General features: G+C 72.5%; 12 protein-coding genes and 1 pseudogene. 6 read left to right on the top strand and 7 right to left on the bottom strand.

Annotation, left to right across the window (positions count from 1 at the left end):
* Positions 1 to 19: 19 nt before the first annotated feature.
* The 4 genes and pseudogenes from OIE53_RS25385 to OIE53_RS25370 all read right to left on the bottom strand — a co-directional run.
* Positions 20 to 799: a DUF3152 domain-containing protein gene (locus OIE53_RS25385; RefSeq protein ID WP_327023985.1), complete on the bottom strand. Its 780-nt coding sequence runs from the start codon at positions 797 to 799 to the stop codon at positions 20 to 22.
* A gap of 71 nt (positions 800 to 870) precedes the next feature.
* Entirely contained in the window at positions 871 to 1,776 is a 906-nt protein-coding gene (locus OIE53_RS25380; RefSeq protein WP_327023984.1) for a DUF3152 domain-containing protein, read from the bottom strand.
* Between the two features lie 5 nt (positions 1,777 to 1,781).
* Entirely contained in the window at positions 1,782 to 2,756 is a 975-nt protein-coding gene (locus tag OIE53_RS25375; RefSeq protein ID WP_393340185.1) for an alpha/beta fold hydrolase, read from the bottom strand.
* Positions 2,757 to 2,780: 24 nt separating this feature from the next.
* A pseudogene (locus OIE53_RS25370) lies at positions 2,781 to 4,037 on the bottom strand (hypothetical protein); the annotation flags it as partial.
* Between the two features lie 2,154 nt (positions 4,038 to 6,191).
* Between OIE53_RS25370 and OIE53_RS25365 the strand changes: the two are divergent.
* From OIE53_RS25365 to OIE53_RS25345, 5 genes are all read left to right on the top strand, one after another.
* Positions 6,192 to 6,830, top strand: coding sequence for a TetR/AcrR family transcriptional regulator (locus OIE53_RS25365; protein WP_327023982.1), 639 nt, complete (start codon positions 6,192 to 6,194; stop codon positions 6,828 to 6,830).
* A gap of 63 nt (positions 6,831 to 6,893) precedes the next feature.
* Positions 6,894 to 7,121, top strand: coding sequence for a DUF3107 domain-containing protein (locus tag OIE53_RS25360; protein ID WP_013736008.1), 228 nt, complete (start codon positions 6,894 to 6,896; stop codon positions 7,119 to 7,121).
* Positions 7,122 to 7,857: 736 nt separating this feature from the next.
* On the top strand, positions 7,858 to 9,555 hold the full coding sequence (locus OIE53_RS25355) for a DEAD/DEAH box helicase (protein WP_327023981.1): 1,698 nt from the start codon (positions 7,858 to 7,860) through the stop codon (positions 9,553 to 9,555).
* Between the two features lie 237 nt (positions 9,556 to 9,792).
* Positions 9,793 to 10,974, top strand: coding sequence for a class I SAM-dependent methyltransferase (locus tag OIE53_RS25350; protein ID WP_327023980.1), 1,182 nt, complete (start codon positions 9,793 to 9,795; stop codon positions 10,972 to 10,974).
* A gap of 120 nt (positions 10,975 to 11,094) precedes the next feature.
* The gene (locus tag OIE53_RS25345) at positions 11,095 to 11,511 is read left to right on the top strand and encodes a helix-turn-helix domain-containing protein (RefSeq protein ID WP_327023979.1); all 417 of its coding nucleotides are present in this window, start codon (positions 11,095 to 11,097) and stop codon (positions 11,509 to 11,511) included.
* Between the two features lie 38 nt (positions 11,512 to 11,549).
* On the opposite strand, the gene OIE53_RS25340 is transcribed toward OIE53_RS25345, so the two are convergent.
* Both OIE53_RS25340 and OIE53_RS25335 read right to left on the bottom strand, forming a co-directional pair.
* Positions 11,550 to 12,503 carry a hypothetical protein gene (locus OIE53_RS25340; RefSeq protein WP_327023978.1) on the bottom strand — a complete coding sequence of 318 codons (954 nt, stop codon included), beginning with the start codon at positions 12,501 to 12,503 and terminating at the stop codon, positions 11,550 to 11,552.
* 185 nt (positions 12,504 to 12,688) lie between these two features.
* The gene (locus OIE53_RS25335) at positions 12,689 to 14,830 is read right to left on the bottom strand and encodes a RecQ family ATP-dependent DNA helicase (RefSeq protein WP_327023977.1); all 2,142 of its coding nucleotides are present in this window, start codon (positions 14,828 to 14,830) and stop codon (positions 12,689 to 12,691) included.
* Positions 14,831 to 14,927: 97 nt separating this feature from the next.
* Here OIE53_RS25335 and OIE53_RS25330 point away from each other — a divergent pair, with 97 nt between their 5' ends.
* Entirely contained in the window at positions 14,928 to 15,722 is a 795-nt protein-coding gene (locus tag OIE53_RS25330; protein WP_327023976.1) for a hypothetical protein, read from the top strand.
* A gap of 93 nt (positions 15,723 to 15,815) precedes the next feature.
* Here OIE53_RS25330 and OIE53_RS25325 read toward each other — a convergent pair whose 3' ends face one another.
* Positions 15,816 to 16,562: an SDR family NAD(P)-dependent oxidoreductase gene (locus OIE53_RS25325; protein ID WP_327023975.1), complete on the bottom strand. Its 747-nt coding sequence runs from the start codon at positions 16,560 to 16,562 to the stop codon at positions 15,816 to 15,818.
* Positions 16,563 to 16,584: the final 22 nt, after the last annotated feature.

Below are 16,584 nucleotides of genomic sequence, written 5' to 3'. Positions count from 1 at the left end.
GCTGACCCGGTAGCTCCCATTAGGGGATCAGGTCATCGGCGTACCGGGGGCCGTCGGGGTAGGGCCAACCGTTGGCCAGGCAACCGGCCAGGCCGTACGTCTGCTGTTGCATGACCGGGGCCGGCAGTCCCGGCCCCGGGCACTCCGCGTGCCACTCACCGAACTCGTGCCCCACCTCGTGGTTGATCACGTAGGCCCGGTAGACCGCCAGCGGTGCCCCGTAGTCCGGCACCGCCTCCCGCCACCGCGCCAGATTGATGATCACCTCGCCGGGGAGCCGGCAGGAGGTGTAGCCCTCCGTGCTCAGGCCGCCGACGGCGCACATCCGCTCCGAGGTCAGCGGGGTGGCCAGGTAGACGGTGAAGTCGGCCCGGTCGAACTCGGCTACCCGCTGCACCCGCAGGTCCCCCGACCCGATCCAGCTACGCGGATCGGACAGCACCCCGTCGACCTCGGCCGCGAAATCGGCCGCCTCCGTACCGGCCTCCTGCTCGACGGCCACCCGGTAGCGCACGAGCGGCCCGTCCAACCCGTACACCGGGGACTCCGCGTCGGCGACCAGGAACTGCCCGCTACCGGCGCTCGGGTACGGGCTCGGTTCCGGTGGCTGCTGCACCAGGCCCTGCGCGGGCCGGCTCCGGCCGTCCGGCTCCCCCGCCGGGTCATCCTTGAGGCCCAGCACGGCCAGCACGACGACCGCGAGCATCAGCAGACCCAGGGGTACGGCCAGCCAGTGCCGTCGCAGCCGCGCTGCGGGAACCGAACCGCCCGGGCGCCCAGCAAGGGGTGAAGAGGGCATGACCCGATCGTCTCACCCATGTCAGGTCGAATCGGCGCAAACTGGAAATGTCTCGGGTCAGCTTGGACCGGTCACAGGGGCGGACCGGCGTAGCGCCGACCATCGAGGTACGGCCAGGGGTTGGCCTTGCAGCCCTTGAGGAACAGGGTCTGCTGCATCATCACCGGGGCCGGTCGGCCCCGCCCCGGGCAACGCTCGTGCCGGTTGCCCAACTGGTGCCCGACCTCATGGTTGATCACGTACGTGCGGTAGACCGACAGGGGCACCTTCGCCTCGACGAAGTGCGGCACCGACCGCCGCCACCGCTCCAGGTTGATGATCACCTTCCCGGGGGCCCGGCAGGAGGTGTAGGGCCGCCCACCTACCCGGATGTCCACCCCGCCGGCCGCGCACATCCGGCCCGCCGTCGCCGCCGTGGCCAGGTAGACGGTGAAGTCGTACCGGGACGAGGTCGGCACCTGACGCAACCGCAGTCGGCCACTGTCCACCCAGCTGCCCGGCCCGGTCAACGCCTCCTGCACGACCAGCCCGAACTCGCCCGGATCGACCTTCGCGCCGGACTCCACCGCCACCCGGTACCGCTGAAGCCCACCGGACTTCCCCAGCACCGGGCCGGTCCGCTCGTCGTAGTCGAAGCGACCCCGCCCCGCCGAGGGCACCCGCCCGGGCTGCTGCAACACCGGCGCCGCCGGGGAAGGACTTGCCACCGCAGGCGCGGAGGACGGCGTCGCCGGTGACGGTACGACCGCCGACACCGGTGGCGGGACCGCCTGCACCTCGTCGGCGTCGGCCGGGCCGGGGAGCCAACCCGTACCCCCGGCCACCAGCATCACCGCGGCACCCACCGCCGCCAGCACCCCCACCCGGACGGCGACCCTGGGCCGGTGGCCGGCCCGCCGGTCGACGCCTTGCCCGGAGGAAGCCCCGCGACTGGTGTGTCGGCCAGGATGCCGGCGGTGGCTACGAGGGGTGACCATCCCGGTCATCCTGCCAGGTCTGACCGGTACCTCGCGTCCCCCGTCTCGGTGAGCAGCCCGACCACGGCCCGAGCCACCAGGCGCGGCACCTCCAGTTGGGCCACATGGCCCACCCCGTCGAGCATCAACAGTCGACTGTCCGGAATGGCCCGTGCGGTCTGCGGCGCCACCCGGACGTCGACCAACCGGTCCCGCCGACCACCGACGACCAGTGTCGGCGCCTGCACGGAACGGGCCAGCCGCCACAGCGAGTCCGCCCCCGGCAGGTACGACCGTAGGAAGCTGTGAACCAACCCCCGGAAGGTACGCACATAGGCTGCGGCGTAGTGCTCCGCCTGGTAGCGCACCCGGATCTCCTCCAGCGCCTCCTGTCGACGCTGATCGCAGATCCGGCTCAGGTCGGCCACACAGGACTCCATCACCTGCTGCGCCATCACCTCCGGGGCCATCTGGGCCAGCCGCCAGGCGACCAGCCGCTCGCCCCGGGGAACAGCCAGCACGGGGAGCATCCGGCCCTGCAACGACCGGCGGAAGTTCAGGAACGGCAGGGCCGGCGAGACCAGGGTCAAGGTACGGACCAGGTCCGGGCGCAGCGCGGCCACCCGGACCGAGATGGCCCCGCCCAGCGAGTTGCCGAACAGGTGCACCGGCCCCCGGCCTGAGTGCTCGATCCAGCGGATCACCCGTTGCGCGAAGAAGGGCACGGTGTACCGCAGACCCGGCTCGCTGCGACCGAAGCCCGGCAGGTCGATGGCCTGACCGTCCAGCCGGTCGGCCAGCAGACCGGCCAGGTCGGTCCAGTTCTGCGAGGAACCACCCAGCCCGTGCACGTACAGCGCCGGTTCGGCGTCCGGCCCGGTAGCCGGGGTGTCGCGCACGTAGGTGACCGTGCCGTCTAGCCGTACCTCCCGACCGGGCCAGGGTGGTGGCACCGAGTGGGCGGGCAGCAGCCGGTCGGAGGAGAGACGAGCAGGCTTCACCATTCCAGTCTGCCCGGGTGCCCCTCAGGCCAGCAGGGCCTCCAGCCGACGATTCACCGCAGCCAGTGTGGCGCGTACCACCGCCTGTCGGGGATCACCGGCGACCAGGGCGGACCCGGCCAGTTGCTCCACCCACCCGTCGCAGACCAGCAACGCCACCACGGTGGCCACCTCACAGTTGCCGAAGGGCACCACGGCGGCATGTTCGACGAAGCACCGTCCGCCCTCCACCGGACCGCCGGCACCCCGCAACAACTCGTCGATCGAGGCCGCGGCCGCTACCGCACAGAGCCGCAGCACGTAACCGTCGACCGCCGGGCCGGTGGCGTACCCGGCGGCACTGTGCTCCCCCGCGACCAGCCGGACCTCGACGGTGGCGTCCAGCCCGAAGGTGCTGACCTGCACGTGGTCGAGCACCACCCGGGGACCGGGACGCCCGCCGGTGTCCAACGGCCGCGACGGCGCGGACTCCGTGGTGGTCAACTGCCCACCGGAGTACGAGGCGCCCAGGGTCGCCGGGCTCCCGGTCGCGCCGGGCTCCTCCACGGCGGCCCGGCCACTGTTGGGTGAGGGTGCCGGACGTCTACGCCGCAACTGATCCGGCGCGGCTTCGGTGCGGGTCGCCACGCCTTCCGTACGGGCGCCCGCCGGTCGGTTGGTCGGGCGTCGAGGCTCGCCGCCGGCCCGGCTCTCGCCGTCGCCACCCCGGTTGTCCGCGGACCGACGTCGCACCGGCGCGGCCGGTGTCACCGGCACGCCGCGCGGTGCGGCGGCAAGACCCATCCGCTCCTGGAGCAGCCGGGCCACCTGCCGGCTGACCTCGGCCGGGTCGGCACCGTCTGAGAGGTCCAGACGCAGGCTGTGGGCACCCGCCGGGGTACGGCGCAGCGACGCATCGCGTACCCCCTCGACCCCTCGGACCGCGTCGAGGATCGCGTTGACGTCGAAGCCCTCCGGCCGGTCGCGCAGCGGTGCCGGCTCGTCATCGCGGCGCAGATGGGTGGCGATCCGGGCGAGTTCCGGCGTTTCGGCAGGTGGATCCACGGCAGGCGGCTCCGGAACGAGGGGCACGTCCGGTTCGGCGGGGACGCGCTGGGGCAACACCGCCGCTGTGCCGTCCGGCGACCGACCCCCGCCCGGTTCCACCGGCGGTACGGGTTCCGGCGCGGACCGACGTGCCGCGTAAGGGGCCGAGTTCGTCGACCCGTTGGCGGCATGGCTCTGCTCGTGGCGGCCCGCCCCCGCGGCGTTCATCCCGGTCAGCGCATCGGCGGGAACCGGAGTCGGGTCAGGCTGGCCGGGGGTAGCCGCGGAACGAGTCGGGGCCGGCTCGTCGGAGACCGGACGAAGCCGGAAGGGTCGGTGAACAGACAGGTCGGTCGGCTGCCGGTGATCGGCGACCGGCCCGGCACCAGAGGTCGGCCTGAGGTCTGCGGTCGGCATCGGGTCGGTGGTCGGCCTGAGGTCGGCGGTAGGGCTGAGTTCAGCGGCGGATCTGGCCGCAGCGGTGGCCCATGGATCCGGCGTGGCTTCCGGGGCGGCGGCCAAATGGGCCCCGGGTGCCTCCCGGTAGGTCGACCCGCTGGCCGGTGGGGCGCTGGTCGGGCCGTGCGCCCAGGGCCCCTGCTCCTCCATCGGCGGCTGAGCTGCTCGGGTGCCCCAGCGCCCCTGCTCCTCCGACGGCGGCTGGGCGCCCCAGGGCAGCCCCTCCTCGGCCGGCGCGGCGCTGACCGGGCGGGCCCAGGCCGGACGCTCCGGCGGCTGCGCGGTCGGGCCGGTCACCGGCCGTTCGTCGGCGGCCCGAGGAGCCCAGGTCGGTCGCTCCATCGGGGCGCTGGTCGGCGGCATCGCCCAACTCGGCCGGTCGGAGAAGGTCTGCTCAGCCCGCCCGGGTAACTCTGGCTCAGCCCTACCGGACAGGTCCTGTTCAGCTCCGACAGGCGGATCCTGCTCAGTCCTGCCGGGCATGTCGTGCTCAACTGGATCGCGCTCAGCCCTGCCGGAGGGATCCTGCTCGGCCCTACCGGGCGGGTTCTGCCCGGCCGTCACGCCGGGGTCGGACTGAGCCCAACTGGGGACGGCCTGCTCCGGCTGACCGGGGGTCGGCTCCGGCCCCTGACCCGAGGAGCGAAATCCCTCGTACGGTCGGGTTGGTTGCACGGGTACCGGCTCGTAGGAACGGCTCGGCGCGGCGCGCACCGGCTCGTACGGCCGACTGGGCTCGTGGGCCCAGGTCTGAGCCGGAGTGTCACGCGAGCGTCGACCTGGTGAGTCCCCCTCACCCCGGGCCCACGAAGGAGCCCATTCGCTGGTCGGAGTCGACCGGGCCCAGTCCGGCTGCTCGGCGGCCGCCGGTAGCCGGAGCCCGGCCTGGTCGGTCGGTGCCGGGTCAGTCGGCTCGGCGGCAACGGCCTCGGCGGGCCCCCACCGGTTGGCCCCGTTGGAGTCCTCCCACCCGTGCGACGCCGGGCCGGCCGACTCCTCCCGGTGGCGCTCCGCGGTGGGCGCGTGCAGCCCAGGGGGCATCTCGAAGCCCGAGGCGGCGGTGCCGACCGGCGGCACCTGCACGGTCGGCGACGAGGTCGGCAGGCCGGTCACCGGCGGAGCCGACGTCGGCAGACCACTCACCGGTGGCCCGGAGGCGGGCAGGCCACTGACCGGCGGCGCTGAAGTGGGCAGGCCACTCATCGGTGGCCCGGAGATCGGCGGGCCGCTCACCGGCGGGGCCGAGGTGGGCAGGCCAGTGGGCGGCCCAGAGGTGGGCAGGCCGGTCATCGGCGGGGCCGAGGTCGGGGCAGCGTGCACCGGGGCCGACAGGCCCCCGGCCGGTGGCGCGGAGGTCGGTAGGCCGGTGGGGGGTGCGGATTGCTCACTGGCCGGTACGGGGCGCGGTGCCGGCAGCACCAGGCGCTCGTGACCAGGGTGGTGGCCGGAATCACGGGACCCGGGCGGGGCACTCACCGGGGCGTGCCAGTCGGCGGAAGGCTCGTTCGCACCGGGGTACCTGCCGTTGACCTGCTGACCGTTGACTCCCTCGGACCGCTGCGGCACCGGCTCTCCGGGTGGGGCCGGCAGGTCGGCGTAGGGGGGCGAGGCCGTGGACCAGCCGGTCGGCGGCGGAATCACCCGCCAGCGTTCCCCGGTCTCCTGGGAGCTTTCCGCGCTCCAGGACCAACCCCCGGTCGGCGGCGCCCACCCGTTGCCGGAACGGCCCAGGTCATCATGCTGACCCGTACCGTCGCCGTGCTCTCCCGGGGTGGCGGCACCGGGCTGTCCTGTTTCACTCACCGCGCGCTCCTTGGTCGCCCCCGCTGAGGCTACCGTGTGGCGACAGTGGCGATAAGTTACAGCGGCGGGCCAATTCCGCCCGGGGCCCTCCAGGCCCTGGTCGGTTTGACAGAAATGCCGGTCCGCACGACGACCTCGGAGGTTCTGATGACCGCTGCGGGGAACGGCGCCCAGACCGCCGGCCGGCCCACGCGCCTACCTCGTTCGGCACGCCGTAAGCAGCTGCTCGCCGCAGCTCAGGAGGTGTTCGTCGCGCAGGGTTACCACGCCGCAGCCATGGACGACATCGCCGAGCGGGCGGGAGTCTCCAAGCCGGTGTTGTACCAACACTTCCCCGGAAAGATGGAGCTGTACCTGGCCCTGCTCGACACGCACTGTGACGCCATCGTCGCCAAGGTGCACGATGCCATGGCCAGTACCACCGACAACAAGGAGCGGGTCGGGGCGTCCGTGCGGGCCTACTTCGACTTCGTCGACCACGAGAGCGAGGCCTTCCGGCTGGTCTTCGAGTCGGACCTTCGCAACGACCCCGCCGTGCGGCAGCGGGTCGAGCGGGTGGAGCAGGGCTGCATCGCCGCCATCACCGACACCATCATCTCCGACACCGGAGTGAGCCGGGCCCACGCCGAGCTGCTCGCCTCCGGCCTGGTCGGTGCCGCCGAGACCGCCGCACAGTTTTGGCTGGCCGGGGGCCGTCCGGTGCCCAAGGCCGAGGCCGAGGCGCTGGTGGCGGCGCTCTCCTGGCGGGGCATCGCCAGCTTTCCGCTGCAAGGTGAGTCAGCCTGAACTAGCACCTTGTGATCGGATAGCCTTCGCACGGCGGCCATTTCGCCCGACGGAGGAGGCACAGTGGAGGTCAAGATCGGCGTGCAGTACGCGCCCCGCGAACTGGTTCTGGAGAGCGCGCAGTCGCCGGCAGAGATCGAGCGGATCGTGACCGACGCCGTCGCCCGAGGTGAGGGCACCCTGTCCCTGACCGACGAGAAGGGCCGGCGGATCATCGTGCCGGTCAGCAAGGTCGCCTACGTGGAGATCGCGGAGGCATCTCCCCGGGCGGTGGGTTTCACCGTCCGCTGACGGTCCAGTTGGTAGGTCCGGCGGCGACCCTCCGCGCGATGCGCGAGTCGGTCAGCCGCCGGATCAAGCCCCCTGACTGCTCACCCTGACAGATTCAGGTGGTGAGCGCCCCACGATCGACGCCGGTCACCCCCGGGACAGCCGCCACCCCCATCGACGGCCGCTTGGCCATTCCGGGTCGGCGAAGCCCGCTTCCGGCCATCGACGTAGCCCGGCCCTCGGCCCGGCGCATCTTGTCGGAGTCCGGCCCTCCGCCCGGCGCATCTTGTCGGAGTCCGGCCGCACACCCGGCGCATCGAGCCCGATCAGCCCACAGCGGTGCAGAAGTTGCGGTCGAGACGGGCAACCCGCAGTTTTCGCCGAACGGGGACACACCGGGATCTGCGGGCAGAAATTTCGAGAGGCCCGACCTGGTCGACAGACCGGGCTGCCGGTGATACACATCACGTAAGAGCCTGCCCGGTGACGCTTGCTTGCGCGGAATCAGGACAGCGTATGGCCCGTTCAGGTAGCATGGAGGAGTTGCCGTAGGCGCCGATCCGGCCGGAATCGCAGTGGATCTGGGATGGCATTGCTTCCCGATCCGCAGGTGATCCCGAGTCGAAGTCCGACCCCACGGCGCGCGTGCGGCCCGGTCCGCTCGGCTTTCTGCCGCCGACCGTGTGGCCCGCGCCATACCGAACGCGCCCTGAGGACATGACGGGGCGCACCCACGAGAGGGCACCCCCAAATCCATATGAGTGAGCTGACTCAAGACCTCACAGACGGCCAGGAACTGGCCCCCACTGCCCCGGTCCGACCGGAGGCACCGACCTTCGCCGAGCTGGGCGCCCGCGACGAGACCGTCGAGGCGCTGGCCGCGGCCGGCATCACCCGCGCCTTCGCCATCCAGGAGTACGCCCTGCCGATCGCGCTGCGCGGGGCCGACCTGATCGGGCAGGCCCCGACGGGCACCGGCAAGACCCTAGGCTTCGGCGTACCGCTGCTGGAGCGGGTCTTCGCGCCCGGCGAGGGCAGCGGCGACGGGCTGCCCCAGGCGCTCGTCGTGGTACCCACCCGCGAGCTGGGCATCCAGGTGGCCAAGGACATCGCGGCCGCTGGCCGCACCCGCGGTGTACGCGTGCTGCCGATCTACGGCGGGGTGGCGTACGAGCCGCAGGTCGAGGCGCTGCGCAAGGGCGTGGAGATCCTCGTCGGTACGCCCGGCCGCCTGCTCGACCTGGCCAAGCAGAAGCACCTGCGCCTGAACGGCATCCGGGCGCTGGTGTTGGACGAGGCCGACCGGATGCTCGACCTGGGCTTCCTCGACGACGTCGAGCGGATCCTGGCGATGCTGCCCGAGGACCGGCAGACCATGCTGTTCTCGGCGACCATGCCCGACCCGATCGTGACCCTGTCCCGGCGATTCCTGCGGCACCCGGTCACGATCCACGCCGGGCACACCGCGGAGACCGGCCCGTCCCCGCAGACCGAGCAGTTGGTCTACCGCACCCACTCGATGAACAAGGTCGAGATCGTCGCCCGGATCCTCCAGGCGGAGAGCCGTGGCCTGACGATGATCTTCACCCGGACCAAGCGCGCCGCCGACCGGGTCGCCGAGGATCTCGACTTCCGCGGCTTCGCGGTCGCCGCCGTGCACGGTGACCTGGGCCAGGGCGCCCGCGAGCGGGCCCTGCGGGCCTTCCGGGCCGGGAAGATCGACACCCTGGTCGCCACCGACGTCGCGGCCCGGGGCATCGACGTCACCGGCGTCACCCACGTGATCAACTACGACTGCCCGGAAGACCAGGACACCTACACCCACCGCATCGGCCGCACCGGCCGGGCGGGCGCGAGCGGTGTCGCGGTGACCTTCGTCGACTGGGACGACATGCCGCGCTGGCGGATCATCGACAAGACCCTCGGGCTGGACATGCCCGAGCCGCAGGAGACGTACCACACCTCCCCGCACCTCTACACCGACCTGCACATCCCGACCGACGTGACCGGCACCCTGCCGACCGCCGAGCGCACCCGGGCCGGGCTCTCCGCCGAGGTCGAGGAGGACCTGGGTGGCGGCCGGTCCCGCCGAGGCGAGCCGCGCGGCGGACGCCGCCGGGACCGTGGCCGCAACGACAGCGGGCGCGGTGAGGATCGCGGGCGTGCCGAGGGTCGTGGACGTTCCGCGGGCCGCTCTGCCCAGGAGGGCGAGGCTGCGCCGGAGACCACCGAGGTCACCGAGGGCGGCAGCCGTACCCCCCGGCGTCGTCGACGTCGCCGGGACGGCGAGGTCATCGCCGGTGTGGACGCGAACGCCACCGTCGGTGCGACCACGGCCGTCGAGACCAGCGCCGGCACCGAGGGCGCCGCAGGTGAGGCGGGACGCCCCCGTCGCCGCCGACGCCGCCGTGGCTCCGCCTCCACCGCCGGTACGGCCGCCGAAGCCACCGACTGACCCCAGCGACACCCATGCCGCACCGTCCCCAGGGCGGTGCGGCTCTGCGTTCGCCACCCCCTCCCCGGCCGGGTCGACAAGATCACGCTCGATCTTTGATCGAGTGGCCTCGTTCGCGTCTGAGGCCACTCGATCCCACATCGAGCGTGACCTTCAGCGGAGGCTGCGGCGGGGCAGCCGCGAGCGGGCGGGCAGGCTGGCGGCGGGGCTGGGCAGCCCGGGAGGGAAGATGGGGTCATGCCCGAACCGTTGGATGTTGCCCTGGCCGAGGTCCGCTCGATGCTGCTCGGGTCCGGGCTGACCCGGGCCGTGGCCGCCGGGCGGCGGCGTGGTCAGCGTCCTTCCGTGGTCCGGGCCGAGCTACGGCCGGTGGTACTCAAGGCCGGGCCCCGGTTGCAGATCGCCACCTCGGACGGCGCCCGGCCGTACACCCGGAATGTGGCACCGGGGCCGGAGTCGGATGCGGCGGTTGAGGCCCTGCTGGCCGAGCCGTTCGGGAACTGGCATGTCGAGACCACGGACAGCGTCCTGCAACTGCGGGTCACCAAGTCGGGCGAGGCCCAGGTGCACCGCCGGTCGGTCGCCCCGGCCGACGGGGAACAGCCGAGCGCAGCGCAACAGGCTGCGGTGCGGCACGACCGGGCCAAGGAGTACCTGCTCGATCCCGGTGACCCGATTTTCGCCGAGATCGGCGGCTCGGCGGCGAAGCGTCGGCAGGTGGACGCCTTCCTGCGGGCGCTGGTGGCCACGTTGCCCGCCGGGCTGACCGGCCCGCTGCGGGTGGTGGATCTAGGGTGCGGCAACGCGTACCTGACCTTCGCCGCGTACCGGTACCTCTCCCAGCACGGGCTGGAGGTGGAACTGGTCGGGGTGGACGTACGCGAGGACCAGCGCCGCCGCAACACCGAGCTGGCCGAACGGCTCGGCTGGGCTGATCGGGTGCGGTTCGTGGCCGGCACCATCGCGGACGCCGTCGTCGAGCCGGCACCTGATCTCGTTCTCGCCCTGCACGCCTGCGACACCGCCACGGACGAGGCGTTGGCCCGTGCGGTGCGGTGGGGGGCCCGCTGGGTGTTGGCCGCACCCTGCTGCCATCACGATGTGGCGACGCAACTGCGCGCCGGTGGGGCACCCACCCCGTACGGTCTGCTGACCCGGCAGGGCATCCTGCGGGAGCGCTTCGCGGACGTCCTCACCGACGCGCTGCGGGCCGGGCTGCTGCGGCTGCACGGCTACCGGGCCGAGGTGGTCGAGTTCGTGGATTCCGCCCACACCCCCCGCAACCTGCTCATCCGGGCCCGCCGTACGGATGTGGCCCCCACCGCTGAGCAGCGCGCGGAGTACGCGGAGCTGGTCGAGCAGTGGCGAATCACACCCCGGCTGGAAACCCTGATCAACCGGACCACAACGGCTCTTTAACCCCCAGCCGATGCCGCCAGCCGTGCCTGCCTGATCAGTCAGTCAGTATTTTCCGGCGAAACCCGTACTACTCTCGGATAAGCGCACCGTCAGGTGCCGTCGGGAGGGAAGACCCACCGGATGGGTTCGGCAGAAATATCGCCACAGATGGCGTTCGCGCGCTTCGTGCGCCGGGCTATCGACGACGCCCGCGAGGAACGCGGATGGACCGTCACCGACCTGGCCGCCCACACCGGAGTCGGCCGGTCCACCATCTTCCGCTGGCTGGCCGGTGACTGGCAGGACTACCCGGAACTGGCCAAGGTGCGGGGCTTCTGCTCCGCCCTGGACCTCCCGGTGGCGGCTGCCTTCCGGGCGCTGGGGCTGCCGGACACCGGCTCGGGAAGCCTCCCCCGGGGCAGCGATGGCCCGGTCGAGGCGGACGTGCGGGTGATCCTGCAACGGCTGGCCGACCCGAGCGTGCCGGCCGAGGAGAAGCACCACATCCGGGACCTGCTGCGCTACCTGGCCCGCCGCCCGATCCGCCGCGCCGGCTGACCTGCGCGAGCCCGGCCGACCTGCGCGGGCCTGGTCGGTCAGCGCACCAGCACGGTGAACTCGGCCGTGCGGACCTCACCCCCGGTGGCGAAGTCCAGGTAGAGGCGGTACCGCCCCGGTCCGGGTGCGGTCAGCCAGAACTGCATCGCCCCGTCCACCAGTTCCGGTTCCGGGTGTACGTGCAGGTAGCCGAGGTCACCTTCGCGCAGCGCGACAAGGTGGCCGTACGCCCCCAGGTACTGCTCCAGTTTCGGGCTGCTGCCGTCCGCTGCGGTGACCCGGAAGCTCACCGGCACGGTCAGGCCGGGCTCCGGGTCGCCCTGGTAGCTGACGGTCAGTCCGTCGACCGGGTTGCTGGTCGCGGGGGCGGGTAGGCGGCGCGGCGCGTACTCACCGGGGGCCACCAGGTCCACCCCCAGGGTGGTCGCGGTCTGCCGACCGTCCTCGGCCAGGGCGGTGAAGTCGGCATACGCCCGCCAGATGCCGGGCTGCGGCAGGGTCAGCGGTACCGACCAGGTGCCGTCGGCCGCCATGCTGGGATGCAGGTGCTGGTATCCGGTCAGGTCACGGCGTACCACGATCAGGTGCATCGGCTTGTCGTGGACCACCGCGAACCGGGTGACCGTCCGCCGTTGCGCGTCCTGGATCTGGAACCGCAGCTCATCGGCCTGCCCCGGGGTGAACTCGGCGGCCAACGGGGTGAGGGTGTACCCGGCCCGGCTGACCGCCAGGCCACCCGCCTCGGCCGCCTCCGTCTGCCCGGCCTCATGCGAGTGGGCACCGGTGCCCGGGGCGTGGGTGTGGCCGGTCAGGGCGCTCTGCGGCACCCCGCCCGCCGCCAGGGCCCCGCCGGTGTTCATCCGACCGAGCCCGAACCCGAGCAGTACGGCCAGGATCAGCCCACCGACCACCAGCGCCAGCCGCACCGTACCCGGATCGGCCCTGTCCACCCCGCCCTCGCCGCCGCCAACCCCGAGCTCCCCGACCCCCACCTGCCCATCCGTTCCGTCATCCCCCCGCACCGCCACATCCCCTTCTCGCTCCCCCGGCACCCACCCACCGTAGCCACCACCCCCGCACCCTCACCCCACCTCCCCCGCGATCTTGCACTTTTTGTCGCTGAGATGCGGCATTCACCCGTTATGTCCCGACAGAAAGTGCAAGATCGCGGGGCAGGTCAGGTCGTTAGGGCCAGGGTTAGGGGGAGGACGGCGGGGGCGTTGGCGCGGCGGAGTTCGCGGGCGGCCAGGGTCAGGGTCCAGCCGGTCTCGACGAGGTCGTCGACGAGCAGGACGGGGCCGGTCAGGTCGGCCAGGGCGGTGGCCAGGGGGGCGGGCACGGTGAGGGTGCCGTGCAGGGCGCGTACCCGCTGGGCGCTGTTTCCGCGGGCGGCACCGGGCGGGGCGGCGACGGTCACCCGGCCCAGCAGCGGCATCCGCCCGACGGCGGCGATCCGCTCGGCCAGTGAGGTGATCAGGAGCGGATGGGTGGTCGAGTCCACCGCCACCACCCCCACCGGGCGACTGGGCCAGGGATCGTCCCCGTGCGCCCACGCCTTCAGGACCTCGATGACGGCCGCGACCACGTCGTCCGGCACCGGCCCGTCCGGGGTACCCGGCCCGACCAGCCCGCGCAGCCGGTCACCCCAACCGAGATCGGAGAGCCGGCCCACGGCCCGACCGGGCAGCGCCTGCTCCGCCGGGGCGATGCGCCCCTTCAGGGGTACGCCGACCGCCGCCAACCCGGTCGGCCAGAGCTTCTTCGGCACGATCTGCACCCCGGGGCGGCCGAGGAAGTTCTGTGCGGCCGTCAATGCCGCCGGTGACACCTCGGAGGTGAACAGGGGCTCGGCACACCGGTCGCAGCGGCCACAGTCGGTCGCCTCGGCGTCGTCCAGGCACTCCCGTAGGTAACGCAACCGGCAACCGGGCGTCGAGGCGTACTCCAGCATGGCCTGTTGCTCGGCGGCGCGGGCGGTGGCGACGCGGCGCAACCGCTCGGCGTCGTAGGTCCAGGGCTCGCCGGTGGCGAGCCAGCCGCCGCGCACCCGGCGGACCGCGCCGTCGACGTCGAGCACCTTGAGCATCATCTCCAGGCGGGCCCGGCGCAGGTCGACCAGCGGTTCCAGGGCCTGGGTGGAGAGCGGCCGGTCGGTGTGCAGGGCGGCGAGCACCGCACGGACCTGGTCCTCCGGGGGGAAGGCCAGGGAGGCGAAGTACCGCCAGATGGCCACGTCCTCGCGGCCGGGCAGCAGCAGCACCTCGGCGTGGTCGACGGCCCGGCCGGCCCGGCCGACCTGCTGGTAGTAGGCGATCGGGGAGGGTGGGGCACCCAGGTGCACCACGAACCCCAGGTCCGGTTTGTCGAAGCCCATGCCGAGAGCGCTGGTGGCCACCAGGGCCTTGATCTTGTTGTCCAGCAGGTCCTGTTCGGCGGCGCGCCGGTCGGCGTCCTCCGCCTGCCCGGTGTACGCCGCCACCGACCACCCCCGGGCCCGCAGGAACTCCGCGGTCTCCGTGGCCGCCGCGACGGTCAGGGTGTAGATGATGCCGGACCCGGGCAGCCGGTCCAGGTGGTCGGCGAGCCAGCCGAGCCGGTGCGCCGGGGTGGGCAGGTCGAGTACGCCGAGCCGCAGGGACTCCCGGTCCAGGCTGCCCCGCAGCACCAGCACCTCCGGACCGGGGACGGCCACCTCGGTGCCGAGTTGTTCGGCCACGTCCCGGGTCACCCGGGCGTTGGCGGTGGCCGTCGTCGCCAGCACCGGGGTGTGGGCCGGCAGATTGCCGAGGAAGGTACGCAACCGGCGGTAGTCCGGCCGGAAGTCGTGCCCCCAGTCGGAGACGCAGTGCGCCTCGTCGACCACCAGCAGCCCGGTGGTGGCGGCCAACTGCGGCAGCACACCATCCCGGAAGTCCGGATTGTTCAGCCGTTCCGGGCTGATCAACAACACGTCCACCGTCCCGGCGTGGATCTCGGCGGTGATCTCCTCCCACTCCTCCAGATTGGCGGAGTTGATGGTGCGGGCCCGGATGCCGGCGCGGGCGGCGGCCTCGACCTGGTTCCGCATCAACGCCAACAGCGGGGAGACGATCACCGTAGGCCCGGCGGGAGAGGGCTGGTCACGCAGCAGGGCGGTGGCCACGAAGTAGACCGCCGACTTGCCCCAGCCGGTACGTTGCACGCAGAGCACCCGCCGCTGGTCGACCACCAGCGCCTCGATCGCCCGCCACTGATCCTCACGGAGGGTGGCGTGGTCGCCGGCCAACCGCCGCAGCACCTGTTCGGCGCGCTCCCGGACCATGCTGCGTTCCTGGCTCATCCGGCCTTTCTACCAGCGCGGGCGGGAGCGGGGGTGATGTCCCTCCGGCCCGGCCCGACCTGCTGGCATACGATGCCGTTCGATGAGAGAGGACGACATGACACAGCCAACCGGCACCACCGTCACGAGCCGGCGGATCGCGGTCGCCGTGGTGGCCCTGCTCACCGCCGCCATGGTGACCGGCTGCGACGACGACACGCCGCAGGCGGCCCCACCTCCGCCGGACCCGAAGCAGGAGCTGCTGGCCGCGGTGCCGACCGAGGAGGACCCGGCCTTCCGCTTCGTCACCCGGGACACCTCCGGCGACGTCTCCGGGGTGGTGGATCCGGCGAACCGGGGCATGGACATCGACACCGTCACCAAGGACAAGGACTTCACCCTGGAGATGTCCTTCCGGATGGTCGACTCACGGACCTGGATGAAGGTCAACTTCAAGGGTTCCAAGGACATCCAGAAGCTGATGAAGCTGCCCACCAAGTGGATGGAGATGGACCCGGCGAAGATCGAGAGCCCGGACACCCTGCCCACCTACCAGGGCACCGATCCCGGCAACGCCGAGGCGATCATCCGCGCGGCCAGCGAGGTCCAGGCCGGTGAGGGTGGGACGTACACCGGGGTGATCGACCTGGCCACCCAGCCGGACCTGGTGGAGGCCATGGAGGGGCTGGTCACCCTCGGGGACGGCACCGAGCCGATCCCGTTCACCGCCGTCGTCGGCCCGGACGGCAACCTGGCCTCGCTCACCCTGGAGATCCCGCCCGCCGGCAAGAAGAAGGCCAGCGAGTACGTGGTGGAGTACTCCGACTTCGGCAGCACCCCGCAGATCGTCGCCTTCACCCCCGACGAGGCCGAACCGGCCCCCACCTCCGCCTACGACCTCCTGAACGGCTGACCCCCTCCGGCTCGTCGTGTTGATCAAGAGGTTTGCGTCTGGAACGGGCTCTTCGGAGACGCAAACTTCTTGGTCAACACGTTTCTGGGGGGGTCAGCGGCCCAGGACGGAGCCGCCGTTCACGCCCAGGATCTGGCCGGTGACGTAGCCGGCGGCGGGGCTGGCCAGGTAGCGGATGGATTCGGCGATGTCGTCCGGGGTGCCGGCCCGGCCGACCAGGGTGGCGGCCACCCGCTTGGCGTGCCCCTCGGGGGTCATCCGACCGACGAAGAGTTCCGTCTCCGCCACGTAGCCGGGGCTGACCACGTTGACCGTGATCTGCTCCGGACCCAGTTGGGCCGCGAGACTGTACGCCCAGCCGTGCAGTGCCGCCTTCGCCGCCGCGTACGCCTCATCCCCACCCCGCTGGGCGGCGATCGAGCTGATCAGGATCACCCGTCCGCCGGGACGACGCAGCCTGGGCCGCAGCGCCTCGGTGAGCAGTACGGCCGTCAGCACATTGGTGTCCAGGGTGGCCCGCCAGTAGTCGGCGATCCCGGTCAGGGAGCCCTGCTGCGGGCTGTGGAAGGCACCGGCGTTGTTGACCAGCACGTCGACCGGTCGGTCCCCGACCGCCTCCAGCACCCTGCCGACCTGCTCGGGGTCGGTGAGGTCGACCGGCACCGGGCGTACCGCCTCCGGTCGGCCGGTCTCCGCCCGGATCCGGTCGGCCGTCGCCGCCAGCACCTCCGCCCGTCGACCGAGCACGAGCACCGAGCACCCGTCCGCGACGAGGGTCCGCGCCACGGCCGCCCCGATTCCCGTACCCCCGCCGCTGACCACAGCCAACCGCTCGGCCACCCCGGGTCCCCTGTCGTCGTCG

The organism is Micromonospora sp. NBC_01739, assembly GCF_035920385.1.
Taxonomy (GTDB): Bacteria; Actinomycetota; Actinomycetes; order Mycobacteriales; family Micromonosporaceae; genus Micromonospora.
This window is presented reverse-complemented; position numbering and strand designations above follow the sequence as displayed.